Here is a 13340-nt window from a genome sequence, read left to right as displayed (position 1 = left end):
CCTCCAGAAAGTGTGGTCCCGGGCCGGGAGTGTCATCAATAGCAGTCATGTGCCCCTGGACAGCACGCCCTCGCTCAACGCCCGCCCGCTGGTGCGCGAGCGTCTGTGGGCCGTCGCCCCGCCGTCCGCGGTCCGCCGTCCGCCGTCCGCCGTCCGCCGGTCTGAGCGCCGAGCGTCCCGTGCCGTTCGCGGAGGCGGCCGGGCACCCGCCCGTCATGCCCGCCTCGGGACATGCCCTGCGCCGGCTGATCGACGCCGCCGCGGTGCGCGCCGGGGCCGCCAGGGACATCGGCGCGCAGACCAATTCCATGCGGGTGCGGAAGCAGTTCGTCCCGACCGGGCACGGCTGGACCGTCCTGCCCGGCGCGGGCATCGCCGAGGACATCGCCGTACTGGCGGAACCAGCCGCCCGCACAGCCGGGCGGCGCGGCCTCACCTCCCTGGTCGAGACCGCCCTCGGCGTGGAACACGCCCACGACGACCGTGCGGGACGGGGAGGCGCCGGCCGTCGACATCGCCACGCCCGCCGACTGGGCCTCACCGGCGAGCTCTGCGTCCGTCCGTACCGACTCCCGTACAGGAGCGAGGGCTTCGCCCCGACGGTGGAGGAACTGCGCCGGGCTCGCGCCGTCCTGGATGTCGGTGATCCTGGATGTCGGTGATCCTGGATTTCGGTGACCTGCTCACCACGGTCGATGGGCAGCTGGTCGAGGAGCCGGTCCTGGACCGCGCACGACGTCTGCTGTCGCTGCCCGGCGGATCGCGTCCGTGTCCTCCTGCGCGAGGTGCCGGACACGCACCGGGCGACAGGCGGCGTGATCGCGGCGGACGCCAAGGTCGCGGGGACGCTCTGACCGACCACCCGTCGGCCCCGACCCGGGGTCGGCGGGCCGCGCCCGTGACTCCTCTGACGCGTAAACACCAACCGGCGCGGGCAAAACCGCAGGTAGCTGACCTCGCCTCCTGCGCGGCCACCCCGCGGCGCTGTGTTGATCAAGGGCTACGGGGTGTTCGGCGTGCCCATTTACCCGCCCCACGGCGGGCGGCTAAGCCGGCCCTGAGTCGCTGACCTGCTATTTCATCGAACACCTTCCGTGAGGCGGAAGAAGCGTTGCGGCCCTGTGAAGGCGTCCTCGACGATGCCATCACCAAGAGAGACGGGAGCCGATCCATGCCGCACATGACCGCCTTCGCCAGGAACCAGTGGTACGTCGCCGCATACGCCGAAGAGGTCGGGCGGGAGCTGCTCGGCCGGACGATCCTGGGCGAGCCGCTCGTCTTCTACCGGACGGAGGAAGAGGGGACGCCGGTGGCGCTGCACGACCGGTGCGTCCACCGCCGGTACCCGCTCTCGGAGAGCGGGCTCGACGGGGACCGGATCGTGTGCGGCTACCACGGATTCACGTACGACACGACGGGCGCCTGTGTGTACGTGCCGGGGCAGAAGCGGATCCCGCGGACGGCGCGCGTGGCCTCGTACCCCGTGGTCGAGCAGGACTCGCTGATCTGGGTGTGGATAGGCGACCCGGCGCTCGCCGACCCGCAGAGCATCCCGCGCGCCAAGCACCTGGCCTCCCCCGGCTGGCTCACCGTGCGCGGCATGGAGCCGATCGACGCCGACTACGGCCTGCTGGTCGACAACCTGCTCGACCTGTCCCACGAGACCTATCTGCACGGCGGCTACATCGGCACCCCCGAGGTCGCCGAGACGCCGATCACCACCGAGGTCGACGAGGGCGCTGGCGTCGTGCGGGTGAGCCGGCACATGGACGACGCGGAGTGCCCGCCGTTCTACGCGAAGTCGACCGGCATCGAGGGCCGGATCACGCGCTGGCAGGACATCGAGTACTTCGCCCCGTGCCTGTATCTGCTGCACAGCCGGATCGCCCCCGTGGGCGTGCGCCCCGAGGCGGACGGCAGCGACCCGAACGGCTTCCACACCGAGATCACGTACGCGATCACCCCGTCGACGGACGGCAAGGTGTACGACTTCTGGATGGTCTCCCGGGACTGGGCGACCGAGAGCGACGAGGTCACCGAGTTCCTCAAGGGCAACAACCACACGGTCGTCATGCAGGACGTCGTCGCGCTGAACCTGCTCCAGGAGACGCTCGGCAGCGAGCGCACCGGCTACCAGGAGCTGAGCATCAACATCGACACCGGTGGTCTGGCCGCCCGCCGTATCCTCGCCCGGCTGGTCGAGCAGGGTGAGAAGCCGGTGGAGAAGGTCCAGTGAGCACACCGCCCACGTTCCGGACCGGAGAGGTCTACCGCATCGACTGGCTGCCGGGCACGGACATCCTGCACGGCACCTGTCACTGCGGGCGTGAGCACACCGCGCAGGACCCCATCGAGATGTGGGAGTGGATGCTCGCCCACCCCCAAGGACACGAGCCGCAAGGAAACAGCTCATGACCTCGTCCCCCTCGCTCTCGCCTTCGTCGTCGCACGAAGCCGAACTCGTCGTCGAAAGCCGGGAGTTCGCGGCCGACGGCGTGCTCGCCCTCACCCTCCGGCACCCGCTGGGCGAGGAACTCCCGGTCTGGGAGCCGGGGGCGCACATCGACGTGCTGCTGGGGCCGGAGCTGGAGCGGCAGTACTCCCTGTGCGGCGACCCGGCGGACCGCGAGGTGTGGCGGATCGGCGTCCTGCGGGAGCCCGACGGGCGCGGCGGATCGGCGTACGTGCACACGGAGTTGGCGCGGGGCGACAAGGTCCGCGTGCGGGGGCCGCGTAACAACTTCGCCCTGGAGCCGGTGCCCCGCTACCGGTTCGTGGCCGGCGGCATCGGCATCACGCCCATCCTGCCGATGCTGGCCGCGGCCGAGGCGGCGGGCGCGGAGTGGTCCCTGCTGTACGGCGGGCGCAACCGTGAATCCATGGCGTTCCAGGCGGAGTTGGGCGCGTACGGGGACCGGGTCACCGTCGCCCCGCAGGACGAGACCGGGCTGCTCGACCTCGGGTCCGTGCTGGACGGCCTGCCCGAGGACGCCCTCGTCTACTGCTGCGGGCCCGGCGCCCTGCTCGACGCGGTCGAGGAGCGGTGCCCCGGTAGGGCGCTCAGGGTCGAGCGGTTCCGGCCGAAGGAGCAGGAGACGGGCCCGGACAGCGAGTTCGAGGTCGTACTGGAGCGGACGGGCAGGACCGTCACGGTGCCCGTGGGGGTCTCCGTGCTCGACACCGTGCGGGCCGCCGGGGTCGAGGTGCTGTTCTCCTGCGCGGAGGGCACCTGCGGGACCTGTGAGACGGACGTCCTGGAGGGCACCCCCGACCACCGGGACTCGGTGCTGAGCGACGAGGAGCGCGAGGCCGGGGAGACCATGCTCATCTGTGTGTCCCGGTGCCAGGGATCACGGCTGGTGCTCGACCTGTAGGGGCGTCGGTCCGGCCGGTGGCGGCGTCGCTCCGGCCGGTGTCGACGGGGCTCCGGCCGGTGTCGACGGGGCTCCGGCCGGTGTCGACGGGGCTCCGGCCGGTGTCGACGGGGCTCCGGCCGGTGCCGGCGTCGCTCCGGCCGGTGCCGGCGTCGCTCCGGCCGGTGCCGGCATCGCTCCGGCCGGTGCCGGCATCGCTCCGGCCGGTGCCGACGGGGCCACGGCCCGCGCCCGGCCCGTGGCCGTCCCCGCCACGCACAGGTCGGCTTCGATCCGGGCGACCGTGGCCAGCAGATGGGGCAGCAGGTCGCGGCGTACCGACTCCACGGAGGTGCGGCCGGCGTGGACGGGGAGGTTCACACCGGCCACCACCTCGCCGTCCCGGTCCCGGACCGGGGCGGCGACCGATCTGAGCCCCTCCTCCAGTTCCTGGTCGACGACGGCGTACCCCTGTCGGCGTACGCGGCGCAGCTCTGTCCTGAGCTGGTCGACGGAGGTGAGGGTGCGCCGGGTGAGGTGCGTGAGGTCGGCGCGGGCGAGCCGGGCGTCGATCTCCTCGTCCGGCAGATGCGCGAGGATCACCCGGCCGACCGAGGTGACATGGGCCGGGAAACGGGTGCCCACGTTGATCGTCGCCGCCATGATGCGGCCCGCGCTGACCCTCGCCACGTACACGATGTCGTCGCCGTCGAGGACGCACAGCGAGGACGACTCCCCGACCTGCGCGACCAGTCGCTCCAGATGGGGCACGGAGAGATCGGGGAGGGTGAAGCCCGACAGATACGCGTAGCCGAGTTCGAGCACGCGCGGGGTCAGCCGGAACAGCCGGCCGTCGGTGTGGACGTACCCGAGGTCGACGAGGGTCAGCAGGAAGCGGCGGGCGGCCGCCCGGGTCAGCTCGCAGGTCCGGGCGACCTCGCTCAGCGTCAGCGCGGGATGCTCGGCGTCGAAGGCCCGGATGACCGCGAGGCCCCGCTCGAAGGACCGGACGAAATGCGGTTCGCGGGCTCCGCCGAACCGGGCACGATCGGGCATCGTCGCCTCCAGGAAGACGCACGGAAACCGCACGGGGTCCGCACGGGTCCGCACGGAAGCCGCACGTACGAAAACACCGCGCGTGCGCTCCGTACGCACGATGGTGCGCCCTGCGCACGCTAGGAGCACACTTCTGCAACTGTCAACGGCCTTGCACGGCAAGGCCATTGACCCGCGACCAACGGCGTTCTACCTTCCCGCTGAGCACTTCTGTGCGGTGTGCGCACAGCCTGTCGAAGAGCGTTCCCACCAGGGGGAGTCATGCGTCGTCTGCTCATCGGTCTCGCGGCCGGCACCTTGTTCGTCGCCGCAACAGCCTGCGGTTCGTCCGACTCCGGGTCGGACGGCGGTGACTCGGCATCCGGCGGCACCACCACGCTCAAGCTCGGCGTCATCCCCATCATCGACGTCGCCCCCATGTACCTGGGCGAGAAGAAGGGCTTCTACAAGAAGCGCGGGCTCGAACTGGAGCCCACGCTCGCCCAGGGCGGGGCGGCGATCGTGCCCGGTGTCGTCTCCGGCCAGTTCGACTTCGGCTTCAGCAACATGACCTCCCTGCTGGTCGCCCAGTCCAAGAACGTGCCGGTCAAGGCCGTGGTGAACGGTGTCGCCTCCACCGGCAAGGCCGGCGCCGACTTCGCGGAGATCGCCGTGAGGAAGGGCAGCCCCCTGAAGTCCGCCAGCGACCTGGAGGGCAAGAAGGTCGCGGCCAACACCCTCGGCAACATCTGCGACACCTCGGTCAACGAGTCGGTCCGCAAGGCCGGCGGCGACCCCTCCGAGGTGGAGTACGTGGAAATGCCGTTCGACCAGATGCCGGCCGCGCTCGCCAAGGGGCAGGTCGACGCGGCCTGTGTCGTGGAGCCCGCGCTCGCCACCATCAAGTCCCAGGGCGGCACCGTGTTGGCGTCGAACTTCGTCGACGTCTCCCCGTACCTCACCGTGGCCATGTACTTCACCTCCCAGCAATACGCCGAGAAGAATCCGGAGTTGGTGAAGAAGTTCCAGGAGGCCACAGCCGAGTCGCTCGCGTACGCCGACGAACACCCGGACGAGGTACGCGAGATCATCACCACGTACACGAAGATCCCGGAGAACCTGCTGGAGACGGTGGTCCTGCCCCGCTGGCCCGCCGAGCCGGACCGTGCCTCCATCGAGCGGCTGGCCGAACTGGGCCAAGAGGACGGCCTGTTCGAAAAGGCCCCGGACCTGGACAAGCTGCTGCCGTGAGGGGTGCCGACGCGGCTCTCGGCGCGGCCGGGCTCGCGGGATTCCTCGCCCTGTGGGAGGCGGTCCCGCGGCTCGGCCTCATCGAGGACGAGTACTTCCCGCCGGTCAGCCGGGTCGCCGACGCCCTCGCCACCGAGCTCGCCGACGACACGTTCTGGACCGCGCTCGGGGACACGCTCACCGGCTGGGCGGCCGGGCTCCTGATCGCCGTGACGGCCGGGATCCTGACGGGAGTCGTCGTCGCCGTCGTGCCGTATCTGCGCGAGGCGACGTCCTCCACGATCGAGTTCCTGCGCCCGATCCCCTCAGTCGCCCTGATCCCCCTCGCGGTCCTCCTGTACGGCACCGAGTTGCGGTCGGTGCTCCTGCTGGTGGTCTACGCGTCCTTCTGGCAGATCCTGATCCAGACCCTGTACGGCGTCCAGGACGTCGACCCGGTAGCCGAGGAGACCGCCCGCTCCTACGGCTTCGGCACCTGGGCGCGGGTCCGGTACCTCCTGTGGCCCACCGCCCTGCCGTACGTCATGACGGGCGTCCGGCTGGCCGCCGCCGTGGCCCTCATCCTGACCGTGACCGCCGAACTCGTCATCGGGGCACCGGGGTTGGGCCGACGCATCCTGGTCGCCCAGACCTCGCAGGCCGTCCCGGAGATGTACGCCCTGGTGGTGGTCACCGGACTGCTGGGCCTGCTTATCAACGTGGGCGCCCGCACGGTGGAGCGGCGGGCGCTGGCCTGGCACCAGTCGGTGCGCGGGGAGGTGGCGGTGTGAGGCTCGTGCTGCTCCGGCTGCTGTTCGTCATCACCCTGCCGCTGGTCCTGTTCACCGCCTGGTGGCTCGCGTCGGACGACAACACCGATGTGTACTGGCCATCCCTGCGCACGATCCTCACCACCTTCCCGGACGTCTGGACGGCCGAGCGGCTGCGCACCGACGTCCTGCCCAGCCTGCTGCGCCTGTCCGCCGGCTACGCCTCGGCGGCCGTGATCGGCGTCGCCCTCGGCACGGTCATCGGCTCCTACCGCCGGGTGCGGGCGGTCTGCGAACCGGTCCTGGAGTTCCTGCGGGCCGTGCCGCCGCCCGTTCTCGTCCCGGTCATCATGCTGTTCGCGGGCATCGGCGACACGATGAAGATCGCCGTCATCGCGAGCGGCTGTGTGTGGCCGATCCTCCTCAACACGGTCGAAGGCGTACGGGCGGTGGATTCCGTGATGTCCGAGACGGCCCGGTCGTACGGCATCACGGGCGCGGCCCGGCTGCGGAACGTCGTCCTGCGCTCGGCGAGCCCGCAGATCTTCGCGGGGCTGCGGCAGGCGCTGTCCATCGGCATCATCCTCATGGTCATCAGCGAGATGACCGCGTCCAGCAACGGACTGGGGTACGCCATCGTCCAGTTCCAGCGCGGTTTCGCGATCCCCGACATGTGGACCGGCATCCTCGTCCTCGGTCTGCTCGGGTTCCTGCTGTCCGTCGTCTTCCGGCTGGTCGAGCGACGCGTGCTCGGCTGGTACCACGGTCTGCGCGCGTCCTCCCGGCGGTCGTAGTGATACTCGAGAAGGGGCAGCGGCCGATGCACGCCGTGCTTGAAGTGTCGGGCCTCAAGAAGGTCTACGAGGGTTCCGGCCGCCACGTGGAGGCGGTGCGGGACCTCACCTTTACCGTCGACGCGGGCGAACTGGTCTGTCTGGTGGGCCCGTCGGGCTGCGGGAAGACGACGCTGCTGAAGTGCGTGGCCGGGCTGCTGAACCCGACGGCCGGTGAAGTCCTCCTGGGGGGACGGCCGGTGGACGGGCCGCCATCGGGCATGGCCGTCGTCTTCCAGGAGTACGGACGCAGTCTGTTCCCCTGGATGCGGGTCCGTGACAACGTCGAACTCCCGCTCAAGCAGAAGAAGTCGAGCAAGGCCCGGCGGCGGGAGCTGGTCGACGACGCGCTCGCCTCGGTCGGTCTCTCCGACGCGGCGGGCGCGTACCCCTGGCAGCTGTCCGGCGGTATGCAGCAGCGGGTCGCCATCGCCCGCGCGCTGGCGTACGAGCCGGACGTGCTGCTGATGGACGAGCCGTTCGCGGCGGTCGACGCCCAGACCCGGGCCGATCTGGAGGACCTCGTGCGGGGTCTGTGGCGCGAGCGCCGGATCACGATCCTCTTCGTCACCCACGACATCGACGAGGCCGTCTACCTCGGTGAGCGCGTCCTGATCCTCTCCGCCTCCCCCACCGTCGTACGGGAACAGCTCAAGATCGATCTCCCCGCCGAACGCGACCAGCTGCACACCCGCGTGGCCCCACGCTTCGCGGAGCTGCGGACGCATGTGTACGAGCAGATCCAGGCGGCGAAGCGGGGTGTCCCCCTGGACAGGGGTTGACCTCCGGCGCCGTCGGCGACCTGAACGCCGGCGGCGCCGGAGGGGGTGCGGCTCACCTCTCGGGCGAGGGCACCACGCTCAGATGGCTCGCTGTGGCTCGCCGGGGGCGGCGCGTCCTGCGGGCGGGGTCGGACGGGCGTCCCACCTCGCGCAGGACGAGAGTCATACGGTGGTAGCCCATGTCACGGAGGGTGTCGGGGGTCTCGCCGACGACCCGGCAGTGGGTGGCGCCCCAGCGCGGGTCCGGGTGGACCAGGGGGCGTACCGCGCCGTCGTGCCGGCCGGCCTCGGGGCCGACCGTGCGGATCCAGTGCGGGAGGCCGTGGCGGTAGGCGGCGTCCATGATGGGGTCCTGGGCGATGTCCCGGCGGATGGACTGCAGGCCCCGGTCCTGGGCGTGCTGCTCCACGGCGGCGGCGAAGTGGGCGAGCATCGGCAGGCACCAGCTGGACTCGTGGTCACCGAGGACCGTGGCGGCGTCCGGGTGGAAGAGCACGAAGCGGAGGAAGTTGTCGCCCGGCATGGCCGTCGGGTGCGGTCCCACGCCGTTGAAGAGCGTCCGGAACGCGGCGTTGGCCAGGACGACGTCCCAGCGGTGGTCGAGGACGACGGACGGGAACGTCACGGACTCCAGCAGCGCGGCGTAGTCCTGGAGGTACGCCTGTGCTTCCTGGGCTTCGAGAGTATCGGGGACGGGCCGCGGTACCGACCACTGCCCTCCTGCCTGATATGCCATCGGGAGGTCACCCCTCTTGCCTATGCGGCCTTCACGCGGCGCCTTGATCCTCCTGCCCTGGGCGGAGTCGTGTCAACTATCGTGGCATTCGACGCCGGTTGACGGCTGAATCTCGCCACAGTTGTGGCGAGACCTGGATGTGAGTTCGACCGAACCGCTAGTCTCCCCGCAGTTCACGGTGTACTTGCCGGGACCAGGGTCTCGCGCCAGGCTTGGATCCACGGATTCCGCAGTACCGCGAAATTGGCCTGAGAGAGACGTAGGAGATCTGTCGGTGACGGATGGCTTCGAGGTTCCGGACGCCGCGGCGACGGTTCTGCTGCCGGCCGTCGTGGCCCGTGTCACCGCGCTGGCGGACAAGCTGCGCGTGGGGCACACGGAGGTCTTCGACACCCGACGGCTCTCCGTCGCGTCGGGTGTGCCGGAGGCGGTGGTGAAGGCCCTGCTGAGCGGGCAGCGCGCGGGTGAGCCGGACGTCCAGGCCCGTTTTCTGCAGCGCCTGGACCTGCTGCGACGCACCCGGCTCAAGCCCAACAACCGCAAGTACACCCAGCAGGAGATCGCCGACGGCGCCGGTATGTCGCGCCAGCAGGCGGGGGCCCTGATCAACGGGGACCGGCGTCCCACCATGGAGCACTGCGACGCCATCCAGCGCTTCTTCAGAGTGCACGCCGGTTTCCTCACCGCCGAGGATCCCGAGGCGCTGGCGAGCGCCCTGATGCGGACCGAGCAGGAGCTTCTCCAGCAGCTCGCCGACCGTGAGCGCGCGGCGGCCGATGCCGCGGACGACCCGTTGCAGCGGCTGCTGCAGAACCACGGTGTGCGCTCCATCGCCTGGCGGGCGGCGCAGCTGCCCACCGACCAGCACCGCGACAAGGTGGCGGAGTGGCTGGACATGCTGCTGGAGAGCGTCAAGCGGCCCGAATCCTGACCGGGGGAGATCTGTGGGCATCGGAAAGGAAATGCGCCGTCTGTGCGGCGAGTTGGTCGGCGAACTCACGTTGCCGGCACCGGCGGACCCCGCCGACCTCTACGGCGCCCTGTGCGACGCCATGAGCAGACGCCGCGGCCGCCCCGTCAACTACCGCACGGCCGCCTTCCCGCCGGGCACGGCCAGTGGGCTGTGGCTGGACATGGCCGAGCAGGACCTGGTCGTCATCGAGGAACGCACCGCGCCCGACCACCAGTTGGTGATCCTCGGCCACGAGCTGTGGCACATGCAGGCCGGGCACTGCGGCCAGCACGTGGAGGGTGCCGCGGTCGCCGCGCGTTTATTGAGCCAGGACGCCGATCTGCGGGCGACCGTGCTGAAGGTCGCCGCCCGTACCCGGTTCGACCTGACGGACGAGCAGGACGCCGAGAGCTTCGGACTACTGCTGGCCAGCAAGTGCCGTACCTGGCTCGCCGGTTCGGCGCTGCGCGGGCCCGTGCGCCGCGATCACCTGGCCGGCCGCATCGGTGCCTCGCTGGGCTACCGCGGGCCGCAGGGCTGAGCGGCCGGAACGCCGAGACGCCGAGACGCCGAGACGCCGATAACATGGACGGGTACAGCTACTACCTTCCGGCCGTCGCGATGACGATCGCCCTCGCCTCGAAGACGCCCGCGCTGCTGCGGAACTGGGGCGACCCCCTGATCAGGTCCGTGTGCGCGCTGATGACGTTGGCCGCCCTCGTCTTCTGCTTCGCCGCGCCGCCGACGATCACCGAGGTCAACCGCGCCACCGGCGTCACGAACGTCTCGGCGGCGCTCGTCTACCTGCTGCTGAGCGCCTTCAGTGGCTCCTGCCTGGTGCTGATCACCAACTGGCGCGGCGGCCCGCCCGAGACGACACGCCGGCTCTCGCGCCGCTGGATCGCCGGGTACGGCGCGGTGTGCGCGGCGATCGTGCTGCTGTTCGTACTCGGCGAGGCACCGGTGGAACGCGTGCGGGACTTCGACACGTACTACGCCAACAGCCCGTTCCTGCGCGAGATGATCCTGCTCTATCTGATCGGGTTCACCGTCGCGGGCGTGGCGATGAACGTCATGTGCTGGCGCTGGGCGCTCCAGGTGCGCGGCTGGCTGCGCGCAGGGCTGCTGATCATCGCGTTCGGCTTCCTGCTCAACGTCCCGTTCGCGGCGGTCAAGCTGATCGCCGTGGTGACCCGTTGGCAGGGCGGCGACCTGGACTATCTGAGCACGTACGTCGCCCCCGTGCTGTCGTCCGTCGGCGCGCAGGTCTGCGCGCTGGGCTTCTGTCTGCCGCTGGCCGGAGAGCGCCTCGGCGACTCCTGGACCATCTGGTCCATGTACCGTCGACTCGGCCCGCTGTGGCGGGAGTTGCGTCCCGTCTGGGCCCAGGCGAGCCACGACGTGCGGATCTCCTGGTGGGCGCCGGCCCGGCTCCAGATGACGCAGCGGGAGTCGGACATCCACGACGGCATGCTCAGCCTGTACCCGTACTTCGACTCCGAGGTACGGGCCAAGGCGTACGACGCCGCCGTCGCGGCGGGTTCCGAGCCCGTCCAGGCGCGGGCCGAGGCCGACGCGGCGATGGTGACGGCCGCGGTACGGGCCAGGGCGGACGACCCGGAGGGCCGGGTCATCAGCTCGGCCACGGCCGACGCCCCCGCCCCGCCCGCCGCGAACCCCCGTGACCTCGTAGGGATGTCCATCGCCCTGCGTCAGTCACCCGTCGTAGCGGCCGCCCGCGAATGGGCCGCCGCGACCAGGTCAGAGAGCGATTTCCATGAGCGAACCCGTTAGCCGCCCGCGCGACACCGCTGTCACGACTCCCCGGCGTGCCGTCGTCGTCGGCGCGGGCCTGGCCGGCCTGCTGGCCGCCGCCGCGCTGCGCGACCACGCCGAGGTCACCGTCGTCGAACGCGACGCGCTGCCCGAGGGGCCTGGGCCCCGCAAGGGCGTGCCCCAGGCCCGGCACGCCCATCTGCTGTGGTCCGGCGGGGCCCGGGCGATGGAGGAGCTGCTGCCGGGGGTCACGGACGCCTGGCTGGCGGCCGGTGCCCGGCGCATCCCGCTGCCGACCGGTCTGGTCTCCCTGTCGGCCCAGGGCTGGGTGCGGCGCTGGCCCGAGATGGAGTTCATGATCGCGTGCAGCCGCGATCTGCTGGAGTCGGTCGTCCGCGCCCGGCTGCTCGCCGGCCCCAGGGTCACCCTCCTCGACCGCACCGAGATCCTGGGCCTGGAGGGCGACGCCTCCCGGGTGACGGGGATACGGGTCCGTCCCGCCGAGGGTGAGGAGCAGGTGCTCGCCGCCGATCTGGTGGTGGACTCCGCCGGGCGTGGTTCGCGGGGCAGCGCGTGGCTCGACGCGCTCGGGGTCGCGCCCGCGCCGATGGACGAGGTCGACTCCGGGCTCGTGTACGCCAGCCGGATCTTCCGGGCGCCCGCGGGCACCGAGGAGTACCCGGTGGTCAATGTGCAGCCGGACGGGTCGCAGCCGGTGCCGGGGCGGAGCGCGACCCTCGTGCCGATCGAGGGCGGGCGCTGGCTGGTGACGCTGTCGGGCACCCGAGGGGGCCAACCGACGGCCCTGGCCGAGGAGTTCGAGGAGTTCGCCCGCAACATCAGGCACCCGGTCGTCGGCGAGCTGATCTCCCGCGCCGAGCCCCTGACGGACGTCGTGGTCACCCGCAGCACGATCAACCGGCGGCGCTTCTTCGAGAAGGTGTCCGACTGGCCCGACGGCTTCGTCGCGATCGGCGACTCGGTCGCCACGTACAACCCGATCTACGGCCACGGTATGTCCGTCGCCGCCCAGGGCGCCCTCGCGCTGCGCGAACGGGTCGCCGCGCACGGCCTCAAGGCGCCGGGGCTCGCCCGCCGGATCCAGAAGGCCGTGGCGGTGCCGGTGACCCTCGCCTGGGATCTGGCCACCGGCACGGACATCCGCTACCCGGAGGCGATCGGCAAGCAGCCGAACACCGTGCAGAGGCTCTTCGGCCGCTATGTGGAGCGGCTGATCCGGACCGCCCTCGGCCGGCCCCTGGTCTTCAAGGCGTACCTCGGCGTGGTCACCCTCACCGAGCCGATCGGCGCCCTCGTCAGACCGGAGGTCGTCCTGGCGGTGCTGCGCGGCCCCGTCAAACCCCCGCCTGCGGAACCGCCGCTGACGGAGCATGAGCGGGAGACCGTGCTGGGCGCTGCACCCCGGTAGGGGGTGGGGGAAAGTCCCGTACGGTGCCCGCGGTGTTCGGTGCGTGGCCGCCTGGCCCTCGGGCGACATCCGCGTGCGGAGGAACGGGATTGTCAGTGGTGGACGGCAAGCTGGGGGTGTGCCACCCGTATGCCGGGGTGGGCACGGAGTTTCGCCGATCCGACCAGGGGAGAGCCGTTCGATGCCGACCGCCGTACTGACCGACCGCGAGCGCGCCGCCGTACAGGCCTATCTGCGACTGCTGGGGACCGTACGAGCAGCCTTCGACGGGCCCGGGGAGTCACGCCGGCCACCCGTGGTGCCGCCCGCCGCGCTCGCCGAGGCGGAGCAGGCACTGGCGGCGGCCGGGCTGGCGGGCAACGAGGAGGAGTTCTTCCGGCTGTTGCGGAGCTGGTGCCCGGAGGTCTGAGCGCGTGCGCCGACGGTCCGCCGGGTGTCCCCGGC

General features: G+C 71.3%; 15 protein-coding genes and 1 pseudogene. 14 read left to right on the top strand and 2 right to left on the bottom strand.

The genetic code is table 11. From position 1 onward, the window contains the following. The first annotated feature begins 47 nt into the window (after nt 1–47). From ACFU53_RS11620 to ACFU53_RS11600, 5 genes are all read left to right on the top strand, one after another. The gene (locus tag ACFU53_RS11620; protein ID WP_383989346.1) at nt 48–662 is read left to right on the top strand and encodes a LysR substrate-binding domain-containing protein; all 615 of its coding nucleotides are present in this window, start codon (nt 48–50) and stop codon (nt 660–662) included. Nucleotides 663–674: 12 nt separating this feature from the next. Next, nucleotides 675–854, top strand: coding sequence for a 4-oxalocrotonate tautomerase family protein (locus ACFU53_RS11615; protein ID WP_383989343.1), 180 nt, complete (start codon nt 675–677; stop codon nt 852–854). Between the two features lie 317 nt (nt 855–1171). Then, nucleotides 1172–2236: a Rieske 2Fe-2S domain-containing protein gene (locus ACFU53_RS11610; RefSeq protein WP_383989340.1), complete on the top strand. Its 1065-nt coding sequence runs from the start codon at nt 1172–1174 to the stop codon at nt 2234–2236. Then, the gene (locus tag ACFU53_RS11605) at nt 2233–2415 is read left to right on the top strand and encodes a hypothetical protein (protein WP_383989338.1); all 183 of its coding nucleotides are present in this window, start codon (nt 2233–2235) and stop codon (nt 2413–2415) included. The genes ACFU53_RS11610 and ACFU53_RS11605 overlap by 4 nt, the downstream gene beginning before the upstream one ends. Then, nucleotides 2412–3374, top strand: coding sequence for a PDR/VanB family oxidoreductase (locus ACFU53_RS11600; RefSeq protein ID WP_383989336.1), 963 nt, complete (start codon nt 2412–2414; stop codon nt 3372–3374). The genes ACFU53_RS11605 and ACFU53_RS11600 overlap by 4 nt, the downstream gene beginning before the upstream one ends. A 237-nt stretch (nt 3375–3611) precedes the next feature. Here the strand turns inward: ACFU53_RS11600 and ACFU53_RS11595 are convergent. Next, nucleotides 3612–4409, bottom strand: a pseudogene (locus ACFU53_RS11595) (IclR family transcriptional regulator C-terminal domain-containing protein); the annotation flags it as partial. 261 nt (nt 4410–4670) lie between these two features. Between ACFU53_RS11595 and ACFU53_RS11590 the strand changes: the two are divergent. The 4 genes from ACFU53_RS11590 to ACFU53_RS11575 are packed head-to-tail and all read left to right on the top strand — an operon-like array spanning nt 4671 to nt 8003. Further along, entirely contained in the window at nt 4671–5639 is a 969-nt protein-coding gene (locus tag ACFU53_RS11590; RefSeq protein ID WP_383989334.1) for an ABC transporter substrate-binding protein, read from the top strand. After that, a complete protein-coding gene (locus ACFU53_RS11585; protein ID WP_383989331.1) occupies nt 5636–6409 on the top strand; it encodes an ABC transporter permease in 774 nt (257 codons plus the stop codon). Before ACFU53_RS11590 ends, ACFU53_RS11585 begins: the two co-directional genes overlap by 4 nt. Next, nucleotides 6406–7182 (top strand): ABC transporter permease, encoded by a 777-nt coding sequence (locus tag ACFU53_RS11580; protein ID WP_383989328.1) that lies wholly within the window; start codon nt 6406–6408, stop codon nt 7180–7182. The genes ACFU53_RS11585 and ACFU53_RS11580 overlap by 4 nt, the downstream gene beginning before the upstream one ends. A 26-nt stretch (nt 7183–7208) precedes the next feature. Beyond that, nucleotides 7209–8003: an ABC transporter ATP-binding protein gene (locus tag ACFU53_RS11575; RefSeq protein WP_383989325.1), complete on the top strand. Its 795-nt coding sequence runs from the start codon at nt 7209–7211 to the stop codon at nt 8001–8003. Nucleotides 8004–8055: 52 nt separating this feature from the next. On the opposite strand, the gene ACFU53_RS11570 is transcribed toward ACFU53_RS11575, so the two are convergent. Beyond that, the gene (locus tag ACFU53_RS11570) at nt 8056–8739 is read right to left on the bottom strand and encodes a hypothetical protein (RefSeq protein WP_383989322.1); all 684 of its coding nucleotides are present in this window, start codon (nt 8737–8739) and stop codon (nt 8056–8058) included. Between the two features lie 274 nt (nt 8740–9013). On the opposite strand from ACFU53_RS11570, the gene ACFU53_RS11565 reads away from it, so the two are divergent. The 5 genes from ACFU53_RS11565 (at nt 9014) to ACFU53_RS11545 (ending at nt 13305) form a co-directional block, all read left to right on the top strand. After that, nucleotides 9014–9670, top strand: a complete 657-nt coding sequence (locus ACFU53_RS11565; RefSeq protein WP_383989319.1) for a helix-turn-helix domain-containing protein — start codon at nt 9014–9016, stop codon at nt 9668–9670. A gap of 31 nt (nt 9671–9701) precedes the next feature. Next, the gene (locus ACFU53_RS11560) at nt 9702–10232 is read left to right on the top strand and encodes a toxin-antitoxin system, toxin component (protein ID WP_383989317.1); all 531 of its coding nucleotides are present in this window, start codon (nt 9702–9704) and stop codon (nt 10230–10232) included. A 44-nt stretch (nt 10233–10276) separates the two neighbouring features. Continuing rightward, a complete protein-coding gene (locus ACFU53_RS11555) occupies nt 10277–11485 on the top strand; it encodes an MAB_1171c family putative transporter (protein WP_383989314.1) in 1209 nt (402 codons plus the stop codon). Further along, the gene (locus tag ACFU53_RS11550; protein WP_383989311.1) at nt 11469–12896 is read left to right on the top strand and encodes an FAD-dependent monooxygenase; all 1428 of its coding nucleotides are present in this window, start codon (nt 11469–11471) and stop codon (nt 12894–12896) included. The genes ACFU53_RS11555 and ACFU53_RS11550 overlap by 17 nt, the downstream gene beginning before the upstream one ends. Nucleotides 12897–13077: 181 nt before the next feature. After that, complete coding sequence (locus ACFU53_RS11545; RefSeq protein WP_383989308.1) at nt 13078–13305, top strand: hypothetical protein; 228 nt, start codon at nt 13078–13080, stop codon at nt 13303–13305. The last annotated feature ends 35 nt before the right edge of the window (nt 13306–13340 follow it).

Origin of the sequence: Streptomyces sp. NPDC057474 (genome assembly GCF_042802555.1) — a bacterium.
Taxonomy (GTDB): Bacteria; Actinomycetota; Actinomycetes; order Streptomycetales; family Streptomycetaceae; genus Streptomyces.
The sequence above is the reverse complement of the archived record's forward strand: the minus strand, read 5'-3'. Positions and strand labels throughout refer to the sequence as shown.

What these genes read in the sequence shown, in the direction of transcription:
- ACFU53_RS11600 (WP_383989336.1), top strand. Translation starts at nt 2,412, where the DNA reads ATGACCTCGTCCCCCTCGCTCTCGCCTTCGTCGTCGCACGAAGCCGAA.
- ACFU53_RS11610 (WP_383989340.1), top strand. Translation starts at nt 1,172, where the DNA reads ATGCCGCACATGACCGCCTTCGCCAGGAACCAGTGGTACGTCGCCGCA.
- ACFU53_RS11560 (WP_383989317.1), top strand. Translation starts at nt 9,702, where the DNA reads ATGCGCCGTCTGTGCGGCGAGTTGGTCGGCGAACTCACGTTGCCGGCA.
- ACFU53_RS11575 (WP_383989325.1), top strand. Translation starts at nt 7,209, where the DNA reads ATGCACGCCGTGCTTGAAGTGTCGGGCCTCAAGAAGGTCTACGAGGGT.
- ACFU53_RS11570 (WP_383989322.1), bottom strand. Translation starts at nt 8,739, where the DNA reads ATGGCATATCAGGCAGGAGGGCAGTGGTCGGTACCGCGGCCCGTCCCC.
- ACFU53_RS11590 (WP_383989334.1), top strand. Translation starts at nt 4,671, where the DNA reads ATGCGTCGTCTGCTCATCGGTCTCGCGGCCGGCACCTTGTTCGTCGCC.
- ACFU53_RS11545 (WP_383989308.1), top strand. Translation starts at nt 13,078, where the DNA reads ATGCCGACCGCCGTACTGACCGACCGCGAGCGCGCCGCCGTACAGGCC.
- ACFU53_RS11555 (WP_383989314.1), top strand. Translation starts at nt 10,277, where the DNA reads ATGGACGGGTACAGCTACTACCTTCCGGCCGTCGCGATGACGATCGCC.
- ACFU53_RS11620 (WP_383989346.1), top strand. Translation starts at nt 48, where the DNA reads ATGTGCCCCTGGACAGCACGCCCTCGCTCAACGCCCGCCCGCTGGTGC.
- ACFU53_RS11550 (WP_383989311.1), top strand. Translation starts at nt 11,469, where the DNA reads ATGAGCGAACCCGTTAGCCGCCCGCGCGACACCGCTGTCACGACTCCC.